Raw genomic sequence first — 12971 nt, forward strand, 5'->3', positions numbered from 1 at the left:
TTTGCCTGGCGGCTTTAGCGCGGTGGTCCCACCTGACCCCATGCCGAACTCAGAAGTGAAACGCCGTAGCGCCGATGGTAGTGTGGGGCCTCCCCATGCGAGAGTAGGGAACTGCCAGGCATCAAATTAAAGTGTGCTGATATGGCTCAGTTGGTAGAGCGCACCCTTGGTAAGGGTGAGGTCCCCAGTTCGACTCTGGGTATCAGCACCAGTTTTAAAGCGTGAGTTCGGTAAATTACAGAATTTGCCTGGCGGCTTTAGCGCGGTGGTCCCACCTGACCCCATGCCGAACTCAGAAGTGAAATGCCGTAGCGCCGATGGTAGTGTGGGGTCTCCCCATGCGAGAGTAGGGAACTGCCAGGCATCAAACACAGAAGCCCTGAACGAAAGTTCAGGGCTTTTTTGTATGCATCAGAAACCTTCAGCTGTCACTCACAAACCTAACCCAATTCAAATTGCAGTTATAAAAAAAGCCCCTGCTTTTCAGCAGAGGCGTTTCTTAATCTTACTCACTGGATATCAATGAATAACCTGTGACAGAAACGCACGTGTACGTTCTGATTTCGGATTGGCAAAGAACTCCTGAGGCGGGGCTTCTTCGACAATTTCACCCCGATCCATGAAGATCACACGATCCGCCACCGTACGCGCAAATCCCATCTCATGGGTAACGCACAACATGGTCATGCCATCTTCTGCCAGGCCAATCATCGTATCGAGTACTTCTTTAACCATCTCGGGATCGAGCGCGGAGGTTGGTTCATCAAACAGCATAATTTTCGGCTTCATACAGAGTGAACGGGCAATCGCCACACGCTGCTGCTGACCACCTGAAAGCTGGCCAGGAAACTTATGCGCATGCTCAGCAATGCGTACACGCTGAAGGTAATGCATGGCCAGCTCTTCTGCTTCTTTCTTCGGCATTTTGCGTACCCAAATCGGTGCCAGCGTACAGTTTTGCAAAACGGTAAGATGCGGGAAAAGATTAAAGTGCTGGAAAACCATGCCGACTTCGGTTCGAACTCGTTCAATATTACGCACATCGTGATTGAGATGGATGCCATCCACCATGATGCGTCCTTGTTGATGTTCTTCGAGGTGATTGATACAACGAATAGTGGTCGATTTACCCGAACCGGACGGTCCGCACAGTACGATACGTTCGCGTGGTTTTACTTTTAAATTGATGTCTTTCAATACATGGAACTGACCGTACCATTTGTTAACGTTTTCGAGTGTAATCATCATGGCATCAGCCGCATTAGTCATAGTTTGTGTCATGTTAAACCTCAGTGCGATGCACGCCCGGTGTGAAAACGCTTCTCCAGATACTGGCTATAGCGCGACATGCTAAAACAGAAAATCCAGTAAACCATGGCAGCAAATACATAGCCTTCCGTCGACATACCCAACCAGGTTGGGTCAACGGTGGCTTGCTGCACGCTACTGAAGAGATCGAATAAGCCGATGATGATCACCAGGCTGGTATCTTTAAACAGCGCAATGATGGTATTCACCAGGCCGGGAATGGTCATCTTGAGCGCCTGCGGTAAAATCACCAGCATCTGGGTTTTCCAGTAGCCCAGCGACAGAGATTCAGCGGCTTCGTATTGGCCTTTTGGTAGCGCCTGCAAACCGCCGCGCACCACTTCCGCGACATACGCAGACTGGAACAAAATCACGCCAACCAACGCACGTACCAGTTTGTCGATGGTAGTACCTTCCGCCATAAACAGTGGCAGCATCACCGACGACATAAACAGCACGGTGATCAGCGGTACACCACGCCAGAACTCAATGAAGATGATCGAAAGTGTACGCACCACCGGCATTTCAGAGCGGCGTCCCAGCGCCAGTAAAATCCCCAACGGCAGCGCGCCGGCAATCCCCACTGAAGCGATGATCAGCGTTAATGTCAGGCCGCCCCACTGGCGAGTCTCTACGCGCTCTAAACCGAAATAACCACCGTACATCAGGAACCAAACCACAATCGGATAGACCACCGCCCAACAAGCGATGTAGCGACCGCGACGCGGCATTGATTTGATGAACATCGGAATAATCGAGAGCAAGCCGATGACCAGCGACAGGTTGATGCGCCAGCGCAGTTCATGCGGATAGAGCCCATACATAAACTGGCCAAAGCGTGCATGGATAAACACCCAACATGCGCCTTCTTTGGTACAGTCTGCGCGCGTCTCACCAATCCAGTTAGCCTGAAATACCAGCCAGTTCAGTGCCGGAGGAATCACGTTCCAGATAAGCCAGATGCTGAACAACGTCAGCAATGTATTCAGCCAGCTGGAGAACAGATTTTTGCGTGCCCAGAGCCAAGCCTTGCTAAGTGGATTGGTCGGAATCGGCGGTGTTTCATGTGTAGTAACAGACATAATGATCCCGTTCTCTTAACGCTCAACCAGCGCAATTTTGCGATTGTAGAGGTTCATCAGCAGTGAAATGATCAGGCTGATAATCAGGTAAACCGCCATGGTAATCGCGATGGTTTCTATCGCCTGACCGGTTTGGTTCAGCACGGTACCGGCAAACAGCGAAACCATATCTGGATAGCCGATAGCGGCCGCCAGCGATGAGTTTTTCACGATGTTGAGGTACTGGCTGGTGAGTGGCGGGATAATCACACGCATTGCCTGCGGAATGATCACCTGACGCATGGTCACTGGATTAGGTAAACCGAGCGAACGTGCGGCTTCGCTTTGACCGTGTGGCACCGACTGAATACCGGAACGAATCACTTCGGCGATGAACGATGAGGTATAAACCGACAGCGCGAGAGTCAACGCGGCGAGCTCAGGGATCATCACGAAACCGCCACGGAAGTTAAATCCACGCAGTTCCGGCACATCCCAATGCATGGCAACGCCAAACAAGGTATGAGCAATCAGCGGCAGCAGAATCAGCAACCCAACCGCAGCCGGCCAGGTGCGACGCAGTTGGCCGGTTTTTAACTGATGCTTACGGTTGTAGCGGAACAGCGCCATGCAACCCAGCACCGCTAACGCCAGCGCGATCAGGAATGGCCATGTGCCAGGTGCGTACTCGGGCCACGGAATATACAAACCGCGATTGCTGACGAATGCCAAATCAAAAGCGTTGAGTGCCTGACGCGGGCCGGGCAGGTTACGCAGTACCGCGAAGTACCAGAAAAAGATCTGTAGCAGCGGAGGGATATTACGGAAGGTCTCGATATAAATGGTTGAAAGCTTGCGCAGCAGCCAGTTCTCAGACAAGCGAGCCAGGCCCACGGCAAAGCCAAGGATCGAAGCGAAAACAATACAGAGCGCGGAAACCAGCAGGGTATTGGTCAACCCCACCATAAACACGCGCGCATAGGTGTCGCCTTCGGTGTAATCGATCAGGTGCTGGACGATGCCGAAGCCGGCACTGCGATCCAGAAACCCGAATCCGGAAGTGATGCCACGATTGGCCAGATTGATTACGGTGTTGTGGATTAAATATCCCACCACAGCAAGCACGGCAACAATCGCGACGATCTGGTAAAGCCAGGCGCGAACCGTAGGATTACCGAACGAAAAATCCCTTTTTACGGTTGGGCGTTGCGACATGTTAAAACCTCAGTGAAGATTACGCGTGGGCACCGCAGGATGCGGTGCCCGACTGGCAGAATGGAATTAACGAACTGGCGGAGCGTACTGGATGCCGCCCGCATTCCACAGCGCATTCTGGCCGCGCTTAATTTTCAGTGCGCTGTCTTTACCGACGTTACGGTCGAACACTTCCTGATAGTTACCCACTTGTTTGATGATGTTGTAAGCCCACTTGTTATCGAGCTTCAGGTCTTTACCGAAGTCACCTTCCGCGCCCAGCAGATGTGCCATATCCGGCGTAGTCGGTTTCGCTACCATGTCATCGACATTTTTAGAGCTGATACCCATCTCTTCCGCGTTCAGCATGGCATACAGCGACCATTTGACGATGGTGAACCAATCGTCATCACCGCGACGTACCACGGGCCCCAGCGGCTCTTTCGAGATCACTTCTGGCAGTACAATGAACTCGTCTGGCTTGCCAAGTTTGATACGCAGCGCATACAGCTGAGATTGGTCAGACGCGAGGGTGTCGCAACGGCCGCTGTCGAGCGCTTTAGCGGATTCGTCAGAGCGGTCGAAGGTCACGGGGGTGTACTGCATTTTATGGGTTTTGAAGTAGTCAGCCACGTTCAGCTCGGTATCAGTACCGGCCTGAATACACACGGTGGCGCCATCCAACTCTTTAGCACTTTTCAGACCGGCTTTCTGGTGCGTCAGGAAGCCGATACCGTCGTAATAGTTCACGCCTGCAAACAGGAAGCCCATGCCGCCATCGCGTGATGAGGTCCATGTGGTGTTACGAGATAAGATGTCTACTTCGCCAGACTGCAGCGCGGTGAAGCGTTCTTTCGCGGTCAGCGGGGTGTATTTCACTTTAGTTGCGTCGCCAAATACTGCGGCAGCGGCTGCACGGCATACATCCACGTCAATACCGGTGAATTTGCCGTTAGAGTCAGCATAAGAGAAGCCAGGCAGGCCGTCACTGATGCCGCACTGTATAAAACCTTTCTTCTTAATGGCATCCAGCGTGGTGCCAGCGTGCGCTTGTTGAGCAACGGCTAACAGCGAGGCTGCAGCGACCAGAGTGGAAAGCATCATCTTTTTCATAAAGCATCCTGTGTGGCGATATCGTGTGTTGTTATGTTTGCGCGCACTTTAATGTGCGCTGTTTTCTGTCTGTGGTGGTTAGCCATCCACAACTCTGCAAACCTGATGCCAGGTTTGCAGAATCCTGAATTCTCTGGAAAGATCTTTTAATAAACTGAAGCACTCAGAAGATTCTGGCTAATATGGCGCACCAAAAGGCAGCATGACGAGACGACACGATCACAAATAGTGCAAAAAGTTTCACTATATGGAAGCAGTGTGAGCTAACGCTCAGGAGTGGATGTATGAGTTTGCACGCTTACGGCCGAAGCGGTTGAGGATCACAGAGAAAGCGGGCTGAAGGGTGATGAAAGGATAAGTGAGCGCGTAATAAAGTGAGGGGAAATGCGTTGCTAAGAGGGATAGGATATCACTGCTGCAATTGCAACTATCGTTACCATTATCGCGCCAATTGTTTCATGCGTTTTTAACCTCAGGAAATTACCGGCAGCAGAAACAAAAACGCCAGCCGCAAGGCTGGCGTTATCGCAGCAACGAACAGATTAGTTCATGCCGTATTTTTTCAGCTTCTTACGCAGGGTACCGCGGTTGATACCCATCATCAGAGCTGCACGGGTCTGGTTGCCACGGGTGTACTGCATCACCATGTCCAACAGAGGCTGCTCGACTTCTGCCAATACCAGCTCATACAGATCACTCACATCCTGACCGTTCAGTTGAGCAAAATAGTTCTTCAGTGACTGTTTAACCGAATCACGCAGTGGCTTTTGGGTCACCTGATCCTGAGAGTTAACGGTAGAAACGGTGAGTACGTCAGAATTTACGCGTTGTTCGAACATAGTTCTTTCAGCTCTTTATTTCGTTTACGCAAGATTTTCGAAGTATGCCTCCAACGCCTCCAGCTGTTCGCTGGCATCCTCTATGGCGTTGAATGTGCGCCGAAACTGGTCATCAGGAGCACTTTCCTGCAAATACCAGGAAACGTGTTTTCGGGCAATACGGTATCCTTTGCGCTGACCGTAAAAGTCGTGCAGCTCCCGTATATGTCCAATCAGCATTTGCTTCACTTCAGCCAGCGGCTTCGGTGCCAGCAGCTCCCCTGTGTCCAGATAATGCTGGATTTCCCGGAAGATCCACGGTCTTCCCTGAGCGGCACGGCCAACCATAAGAGCATCGGCTCCGGTATAGTCGAGCACCGCTCTGGCTTTATGCGGGTCAGTAATGTCGCCATTCGCAATAATCGGAATGGAAACGCTCTGCTTAACTGTCCGAATGCTGTCGTATTCAGCAAATCCCTCAAACAAACAGGCGCGCGTGCGGCCATGAATGGTGAGAGCCTGAATGCCACAGCGTTCAGCCAATTGGGCAATCTCTACACAATTACGATTTTCTTTGTCCCAGCCGGTACGAATTTTCAGCGTAACCGGTACATCCACTGCATTAACCACCGCGGTGAGAATCGACTCCACCAGTTGCGGATGTTGCAGCAGCGCTGAACCTGCCATCTTACGATTCACTTTTTTGGCCGGGCAGCCCATGTTGATATCGATAATCTGCGCGCCAGACGCCACATTAATGCGCGCGGCAGCAGCCATCTCATCAGGATCGCAACCGGCAATTTGCACGGCGCGGATACCAGGCTCGTCACTATGCACCATGCGCAAACGGGATTTGTCACTGGCCCAAACTTCCGGGTTCGACGACAGCATCTCGGAGACAGTCATACCGGCGCCGTTCTCGTAACACAGGGTGCGAAATGGCTTATCGGATACTCCGGCCATAGGCGCAGCAATGAGTCGATTACGTAGCTGATGTTGTCCAATGCGCATGAAAAAAGAAGTGACCCTAACTGTTCGCAAGGCGGCGTATATTACGCATTTTTTAAAGAAGATGAAAGGCCAAACTTTGAACAATTCGCTCTCACAGAGCACGGAAATAGCGTTATCCAGTAAGGGATGAGTTATTAATCTTTATAATTCATGAGATTAAAAAAATATGCTGAAATTGTGTACAAAAATTTTTCTCAAAACATGACCGAAATCACAACATAAAAACCGCTTCTTCCAGTAATTAGCGAAAGAAATGACGCCATTATGATTATTAATTGAACTACTTAGTCACGTAGGGTTAGCGTCACTCCCCAGAAACCTACGTCGTGGAGGAGTGACAGATATAACCTCAGACATCAGGCTACTATTCAATAACCACGCGACCATTCAGCGGCTGTACTGGGCGACTGTTGCCATGCTCACCTAACCGTTTGGCGAACGTTTTAAGCTGTTCAGTTGATGCCGAAACAGTTTGCTTCATCACTAACCAGCGCACACCTTCAGTACAAGGTGGCGTCGTCAACGAACCGCTAAAGCGATAGTAGTTCTTTTGACCCGGAATCAAAGCGCTGAGATTGAGTGGCTGTTGCAGCGCCGCCTCTTTGTTAACTTCAGGTGGCAGTTCACGCAGGATCTCCGCCAGCGCAGGGTTTTCCGCCCCGGCTTCAAACATCACGCCAACCACCGCCAGATGTCCCTCTTCGCTGGCATGGACGAAATGCGCGGCCAGCGGAAAGCGTTTGCCATCAATCAGATTTTCGCTCGGCGTATGGAAGTGGAACTGACGCAGCGTATAAGCTTCGCCATCCAGCGCCAGCGCATCGCCATCTTTGACGTTGATCTGGATGGTGTGACCGTTATTGATGATGGATTTTTGTTTAGCTTGATAGCTCAACGTTAGCGGCGGCAATTGTCCATTCACCACCTTGCGGATATCGACAGGCGACTGGTTCACACCGCTTTTACAGGTGTGATAATCGGCGTGCAGATTGCCCCATTCATCCGGCGCTTCATAAGACCAGTTTGAGCTGTGAGCGTGCGCATACGATGCCATGCTTGTCAGCAGAGCGAATAAACAAAGTTTCTTTTTCATCATCCATTACTTTCAGCGATTTATCGAAGTGAAATGCCATCAAAGGCATTGCCAGCAGGGATAGCGCTATCGCCTGGAGCAGGATTGTAATGACTGAAATGTAAAGAAACGGCAAGGGATGAGAAGGGCTGGCGCTTTGAGACGGGTCTCAGAAAAATAGTACGGCTTGCCAGTCAGTTAGCCCGACTGGCAAGCGGGCAGGTTAGCGGCGTACGCCGGTGATGCGGCACCACTCTTCTTTCTCTGCAACCGCGTCGAGCTCAAAACGCTCGGCGTAGGCTTCGCACACGCTTTCAGCCTGGCTCGCTAACACGCCGGACAATCCAAGATGACCGCCGGCTTTCGGCAGCACGCTAATCAGCGGTGCCAGCTCACGCAGCGGACCCGCGAGGATGTTGGCGACCACCACGTCAGCCTGCAAGTTTTCCGGCTGCTGGTGGGGCAGATAGAGCGCCAGACGCTCAGAGACGCCATTACGCTCGGCGTTATCACGGCTGGCCTGAATCGCCTGCGGATCGATATCAATGCCGATCGCCTGCGCCGCGCCCAATTTCAGTGCAGCGATAGCGAGAATGCCGGAGCCACAGCCAAAGTCGATCACCGTTTTGCCCTGCAGATCCAGGCCATCAAGCCAGGTCAAACACATCGATGTGGTAGGATGCGTGCCGGTACCAAAGGCGAGGCCCGGATCCAGCATCACATTGACGGCATTTGGATCCGGCACATCGCGCCAGCTTGGGCAGATCCACAGACGCTCACCGAAACGCATCGGGTGGAAGTTATCCATCCATTCGCGCTCCCAGTCTTTATCTTCGATCTGCTCGATCTTATGGCGAAACGCGGATCCCAGCAGCGGATGCTGGCTTAACTCGGCCACCACATCGCTCATCTCGGTTTCAGCGTCGAACAGGCCGATGACATCGGTATCGCCCCACAGCAGCGTTTCGCCCGGCAGCGGCTCGTACACTGGATTGTCGTGCGTGTCCTGAAAAGTGACCGACACCGCGCCAACCTCCATCAGCGCATCGCTCAGGGTTTCGGCGTTTTCGCCGGTGCTGTTAATTTTGATTTGAATCCAAGGCATAGCGTTTCTCTTTATTCCAGTGCCGCGGCATGCTTTGCAGGCGTGCGGCCAAACAGATTGCCCACCAGGAAGGCCAGCAGGCTTAAGGTCAATGACGGAACGATCGGGTGGAAGCCCCACCACTCAATATTCAGGCTGGCAAGCAGCGTATAGCATCCCGCGCCGACCAGCATGCCGCTGATCGCACCGGTGGAGTTGGCGCGCTCCCAGTACAAACCCAGCACCAGCGGCCACAGAAATACCGCTTCAAGTCCACCAAATGCCAGCAGATTCAGCCAGATAATCATATCGGGCGGATTCCACGCTGCCAGCAATAGCAGCACACCGAGCACAAAAGTGATGGTGCCTGACAACATGCGCAGGCGCGCTTCATTTTCACTGTGCTGCGGAGCAATACGCAGGTAAAGATCTTTGATCAGCGTAGCGGAGGATTGCAGCAGCTGCGCGTTAATGGTCGACATAATGGCCGCCATCGGCGCCGCAAGAAATACGCCCGCCGCCATGGGCGGTAACACGGTAATCATCAGCGTAGGAATCACGCGATCGGGGATGGTGAGATCGGGCAAAATTACGCGTCCCAGCGCACCGGCCAGATGCATACCAAGCATCAGGATCACCACTACAATGGTGCCGAGCACAATACCACGATGCATGGCTTTGCTGTCTTTATAGGAAATACAGCGCACCGCGGTGTGGGGCAGGCCAATCACCCCGAAACACACCAGCACGGCAAACGAGCTGAGGAAGGTTGGGTTGATGACATTGCCCACGCCTTCCGGTGAGGTCAGCTGCGGATCGATATCATGCAGTTTGGTCACTGCGGAGGCTAATCCGCCAGCGTGGTGAATCACTGCAAACAGCAGCAGGAAGGTGCCGATCAGCATTACCAAACCTTGCATCGCATCGTTCAGCACGCTGGCGCGGAAGCCACCGAAAGCGGTGTAGAGCGCGATGGTGCCGCCGAAGATCAGCAGGCCGGTGTCATAAGGAATGCCGGCCGCTGTTTCCAGCAGGCGCGCACCGCCAATGAACTGCACGGTCATTGCGCCGATAAACGCCACCAACAAACTGATGCTGGAGAGCCAAATAAGCAGCGTGCTGCCGTAGCGGCCATACAACATGTCGTTGAGCGTCACGGCGTTGTAGCGACGCGCCAGAATGGCGAATTTCTTGCCTAACACGCCAAGCGAAAGCCAGACGGCAGGCACCTGAATCATCGCCAGCAGCACCCAGCCAAGGCCATATTTATAGGCTGCGCCGGGGCCGCCAATGAACGAGCTGGCGCTGATATATGTGGTGGTGATGGTCATGGCCAGCACAAAGCCGCCCATCGAACGGCTGCCGAGGAAGTATTCGCTCAGGAAGTTGCCCTGACGCTGCTTGCGCATGGCAAACACCGACAGCGCGGCGATCAGCACCAGATAGGCCAACAGCGGAAGAATGATTTCAGAGTCCATCGTTATCCTCCAGCGACATGTCGCGGAACAGCACGCGCACCATCAGCCAGCACAACACAATAAACAGCAGCGGGGCGAACAGACACGAAAGCTCGAACCACCTTGGTAAGCCAAACAAGCCGATCTCATTGCCGCCCAGCCAGGCAGAAAGTCCCCAAACGGTAAGGTAGGCCAGCGTCAGATAAAGTGACCAGCGCGCCTCTTTGTTCGCTTGTAAAAAACGCCAATCCATTATGTAACCTCAAAGGCGACAAAAATGAAAAAGGCCGGAGTTAACCGGCCTCTGCTTTGCTCTGCGCTGCAATTACTTCTCTTGCAGGCCGAGTTTTTTCTCCAGATAGTGGATATTGGTGCCACCCTGCTGGAAGTTTTCGTCGGACATGATTTTCATCTGCAGCTCAATGTTGGTCTTGATGCCGTCGATGATCAGTTCCGCCAGCGCATTCTTCATGCGCGAGATTGCCACGTCACGGTTTTCACCGTAGGTAATCAGCTTACCAATCATGGAATCGTAGTACGGTGGCACACTGTAACCGGCATAGATATGCGATTCCCAACGTACACCAAAGCCGCCCGGCGCGTGGAAACGGGTGATCTTGCCTGGGCTTGGCAGGAAGGTGTTGGGATCTTCGGCGTTGATACGGCATTCAACCGCATGACCGCGAATCACCACGTCTTCCTGTTTGATCGACAGCGGCTGACCAGCAGCAATACGCAGCTGCTCTTTGATCAGATCGACGCCGGTGATCATCTCAGTCACCGGATGCTCCACCTGAATACGGGTGTTCATCTCGATGAAGTAGAACTCACCGTTTTCGTACAGGAACTCGAAGGTACCTGCACCGCGATAGCCGATATCGATACAGGCTTTAGAGCAGCGCTCACCGATGTAGCGACGCAGTTCCGGCGTGATGCCTGGCGCTGGCGCTTCTTCGACGACTTTCTGGTGACGACGCTGCATTGAGCAGTCACGTTCCGCCAGATAGATCGCGTTACCCTGGCCGTCGGCCAGCACCTGAATTTCGATGTGGCGTGGATTCTCGAGGTACTTCTCCATGTAAACCATGTCGTTGTTGAAAGCCGCTTTGGCTTCCGCTTTCGTCATGTTAATGGATTGCTCAAGATCCTTGTCGCTGCGCACTACGCGCATACCGCGACCGCCGCCGCCGCCGGAGGCTTTGATGATCACCGGATAACCGATGCGCTTAGCGAAGGCACGGTTTTTTTCCATGTCGTCGGTCAGCGAGCCATCAGAACCTGGCACGGTGGGCACGCCCGCTTTCTTCATGGCGGTGATGGCAGACACTTTGTCGCCCATCAGGCGAATGGTGTCGGCTTTCGGGCCAATGAAGATAAAGCCTGAACGCTCAACCTGCTCGGCGAAATCGGCGTTCTCAGAGAGGAAGCCGTAACCCGGGTGGATCGCGACCGCGCCGGTAATTTCAGCGGCGGAGATCAGTGCCGGGATGTTCAGGTAGCTTTTGACTGAAGGTGGCGGGCCGATGCAGACGGTTTCGTCTGCCAGCAGCACGTGCTTCAGGTCACGGTCCGCGGTGGAGTGCACGGCAACAGTCTTAATGCCCAGCTCTTTGCAGGCACGCAGAATGCGCAGCGCGATCTCACCACGGTTAGCAATGACAATTTTATCCAGCATGCTTCGCCTCGTTATTCGATGATGACCAGCGGCTCGTCAAATTCAACCGGTTGGCCGCTTTCGACCAGAATCGCCTTCACAACGCCGGATTTGTCGGCTTCGATCTGGTTCATCATTTTCATCGCTTCAACGATGCACAGGGTGTCGCCGGCATTCACTTTCTGGCCAACTTCAACGAAAGCTTTCGCGTCTGGGCTTGGCGTGCGATAGAAAGTGCCGACCATTGGTGAACGCACGATGTGGCCACTGATTTCTGGTTTAGCGGCTTCTGCTGCAACCGGTGCGGCAGGCGCCACCGCGGTAGACAGCGCAGGCTGCTGCTGCATCATTGGCGCAGCATAAGCCTGCTGCATCATTGGGTAGCCGGCATTTGCAGGTGAACGGCTGATACGAACGGACTCTTCGCCCTCGGAGATTTCCAGCTCGGAGATGCCAGACTCTTCAACCAGTTCGATCAGTTTCTTAATTTTACGAATATCCATGAGTGTGGTTCCGTACTCTGTTTAATTGGAATGTGACAGGCGTTTTACTGCCGTTTGTAAAGCCCACGCGTATCCATCAGCGCCAAGTCCACAGATGACGCCGGCAGATACATCGGAAAGATAGGAGTGATGTCGGAACGGTTCGCGTGCATGCACGTTCGAGAGATGCACCTCAATAAAAGGAATGCTAACCGCCAACAGGGCATCACGCAGTGCAACGCTGGTATGCGTGAACGCAGCAGGATTGATGATGATGTAGTCCACGTTGCCGCGGGCTTCGTGAATACGGTCAATCAACTGAAACTCTGCGTTCGATTGCAAATGACTCAATTTCACATGGTGCTGATCGGCCTGTTGCGTCAGATCGCCGACGATTTGCGCCAGCGTAGTGTGACCATACTTATCAGGCTCGCGCGTTCCCAGTAGATTCAGGTTGGGACCGTTCAAAAGCAGTATGTGAAATTTGTGCGCCATCTTGCTGCTATCTCCTGCAATCAGTAAGGCATCGCGTAAAATACCGCGACATCTCGCGTTTGTCACCCTTGCGGATGAAAAACCAGACTTCGCTTGCAATAAAGCCGGGCATTATATCCGTTTCGTCGACATTCGCAGCAAAATACTGGTCTTATCTGCGAAGTTGATCGAATGCGGCCCGAAGGCCACACTTTTTAACAGATCTCGCGGGAGGAACACAAC

Annotated in this window: 13 protein-coding genes, 1 tRNA gene and 2 rRNA genes; 3 read left to right on the forward strand and 13 right to left on the reverse strand. The window is 53.0% G+C overall.

What is annotated here, in order from left to right:
• The first annotated feature begins 4 nt into the window (after positions 1–4).
• The 3 genes from rrf (IB226_RS14515) to rrf (IB226_RS14525) all read left to right on the forward strand — a co-directional run bounded on the left by rrf (IB226_RS14515) (position 5) and on the right by rrf (IB226_RS14525) (position 363).
• Positions 5–120 (forward strand): 5S ribosomal RNA (rrf, locus tag IB226_RS14515).
• Between the two features lie 15 nt (positions 121–135).
• A tRNA-Thr gene (locus IB226_RS14520) sits at positions 136–211 on the forward strand.
• A gap of 36 nt (positions 212–247) precedes the next feature.
• Positions 248–363 (forward strand): 5S ribosomal RNA (rrf, locus tag IB226_RS14525).
• Positions 364–519: 156 nt separating this feature from the next.
• On the opposite strand, the gene IB226_RS14530 is transcribed toward rrf (IB226_RS14525), so the two are convergent.
• The 13 genes from IB226_RS14530 to aroQ all read right to left on the reverse strand — a co-directional run bounded on the left by IB226_RS14530 (position 520) and on the right by aroQ (position 12749).
• Positions 520–1281: an amino acid ABC transporter ATP-binding protein gene (locus tag IB226_RS14530; RefSeq protein ID WP_192236093.1), complete on the reverse strand. Its 762-nt coding sequence runs from the start codon at positions 1279–1281 to the stop codon at positions 520–522.
• 8 nt (positions 1282–1289) lie between these two features.
• Entirely contained in the window at positions 1290–2390 is a 1101-nt protein-coding gene (locus tag IB226_RS14535; RefSeq protein ID WP_061720212.1) for an amino acid ABC transporter permease, read from the reverse strand.
• A gap of 15 nt (positions 2391–2405) precedes the next feature.
• On the reverse strand, positions 2406–3584 hold the full coding sequence (locus tag IB226_RS14540) for an amino acid ABC transporter permease (protein WP_110867453.1): 1179 nt from the start codon (positions 3582–3584) through the stop codon (positions 2406–2408).
• Positions 3585–3650: 66 nt separating this feature from the next.
• A complete protein-coding gene (locus IB226_RS14545) occupies positions 3651–4676 on the reverse strand; it encodes an amino acid ABC transporter substrate-binding protein (RefSeq protein WP_101762828.1) in 1026 nt (341 codons plus the stop codon).
• Between the two features lie 542 nt (positions 4677–5218).
• The gene (gene fis, locus IB226_RS14550) at positions 5219–5515 is read right to left on the reverse strand and encodes a DNA-binding transcriptional regulator Fis (RefSeq protein WP_007891954.1); all 297 of its coding nucleotides are present in this window, start codon (positions 5513–5515) and stop codon (positions 5219–5221) included.
• 24 nt (positions 5516–5539) lie between these two features.
• A complete protein-coding gene (dusB, locus tag IB226_RS14555) occupies positions 5540–6505 on the reverse strand; it encodes a tRNA dihydrouridine synthase DusB (protein WP_101762829.1) in 966 nt (321 codons plus the stop codon).
• A 364-nt stretch (positions 6506–6869) separates the two neighbouring features.
• Entirely contained in the window at positions 6870–7559 is a 690-nt protein-coding gene (locus IB226_RS14560) for a carbonic anhydrase (protein ID WP_192236094.1), read from the reverse strand.
• 241 nt (positions 7560–7800) lie between these two features.
• Positions 7801–8682, reverse strand: a complete 882-nt coding sequence (gene prmA, locus IB226_RS14565; protein WP_110867451.1) for a 50S ribosomal protein L11 methyltransferase — start codon at positions 8680–8682, stop codon at positions 7801–7803.
• Positions 8683–8693: 11 nt separating this feature from the next.
• Positions 8694–10139, reverse strand: a complete 1446-nt coding sequence (gene panF, locus IB226_RS14570; RefSeq protein ID WP_192236096.1) for a sodium/pantothenate symporter — start codon at positions 10137–10139, stop codon at positions 8694–8696.
• The gene (locus tag IB226_RS14575) at positions 10129–10371 is read right to left on the reverse strand and encodes a YhdT family protein (RefSeq protein WP_192236098.1); all 243 of its coding nucleotides are present in this window, start codon (positions 10369–10371) and stop codon (positions 10129–10131) included. The genes panF and IB226_RS14575 overlap by 11 nt, the downstream gene beginning before the upstream one ends.
• A 72-nt stretch (positions 10372–10443) precedes the next feature.
• The gene (accC, locus tag IB226_RS14580; RefSeq protein ID WP_008101999.1) at positions 10444–11793 is read right to left on the reverse strand and encodes an acetyl-CoA carboxylase biotin carboxylase subunit; all 1350 of its coding nucleotides are present in this window, start codon (positions 11791–11793) and stop codon (positions 10444–10446) included.
• Between the two features lie 11 nt (positions 11794–11804).
• Positions 11805–12275 (reverse strand): acetyl-CoA carboxylase biotin carboxyl carrier protein, encoded by a 471-nt coding sequence (gene accB / locus IB226_RS14585; RefSeq protein WP_101762834.1) that lies wholly within the window; start codon positions 12273–12275, stop codon positions 11805–11807.
• A gap of 21 nt (positions 12276–12296) precedes the next feature.
• A complete protein-coding gene (gene aroQ, locus IB226_RS14590; RefSeq protein ID WP_101762835.1) occupies positions 12297–12749 on the reverse strand; it encodes a type II 3-dehydroquinate dehydratase in 453 nt (150 codons plus the stop codon).
• Positions 12750–12971 lie beyond the last annotated feature (222 nt).

The sequence above is a fragment of the Pantoea sp. PNT03 genome (assembly GCF_014852515.1).
In the GTDB taxonomy this organism is placed as follows: domain Bacteria; phylum Pseudomonadota; class Gammaproteobacteria; order Enterobacterales; family Enterobacteriaceae; genus Pantoea; species Pantoea leporis.

Coding starts and splice junctions, on each gene's coding strand:
- IB226_RS14530 (WP_192236093.1), bottom strand. CDS start 1,281: ATGACACAAACTATGACTAATGCGGCTGATGCCATGATGATTACACTC.
- IB226_RS14535 (WP_061720212.1), bottom strand. CDS start 2,390: ATGTCTGTTACTACACATGAAACACCGCCGATTCCGACCAATCCACTT.
- IB226_RS14540 (WP_110867453.1), bottom strand. CDS start 3,584: ATGTCGCAACGCCCAACCGTAAAAAGGGATTTTTCGTTCGGTAATCCT.
- IB226_RS14545 (WP_101762828.1), bottom strand. CDS start 4,676: ATGAAAAAGATGATGCTTTCCACTCTGGTCGCTGCAGCCTCGCTGTTA.
- fis (WP_007891954.1), bottom strand. CDS start 5,515: ATGTTCGAACAACGCGTAAATTCTGACGTACTCACCGTTTCTACCGTT.
- dusB (WP_101762829.1), bottom strand. CDS start 6,505: ATGCGCATTGGACAACATCAGCTACGTAATCGACTCATTGCTGCGCCT.
- IB226_RS14560 (WP_192236094.1), bottom strand. CDS start 7,559: ATGGCATCGTATGCGCACGCTCACAGCTCAAACTGGTCTTATGAAGCG.
- prmA (WP_110867451.1), bottom strand. CDS start 8,682: ATGCCTTGGATTCAAATCAAAATTAACAGCACCGGCGAAAACGCCGAA.
- panF (WP_192236096.1), bottom strand. CDS start 10,139: ATGGACTCTGAAATCATTCTTCCGCTGTTGGCCTATCTGGTGCTGATC.
- IB226_RS14575 (WP_192236098.1), bottom strand. CDS start 10,371: ATGGATTGGCGTTTTTTACAAGCGAACAAAGAGGCGCGCTGGTCACTT.
- accC (WP_008101999.1), bottom strand. CDS start 11,793: ATGCTGGATAAAATTGTCATTGCTAACCGTGGTGAGATCGCGCTGCGC.
- accB (WP_101762834.1), bottom strand. CDS start 12,275: ATGGATATTCGTAAAATTAAGAAACTGATCGAACTGGTTGAAGAGTCT.
- aroQ (WP_101762835.1), bottom strand. CDS start 12,749: ATGGCGCACAAATTTCACATACTGCTTTTGAACGGTCCCAACCTGAAT.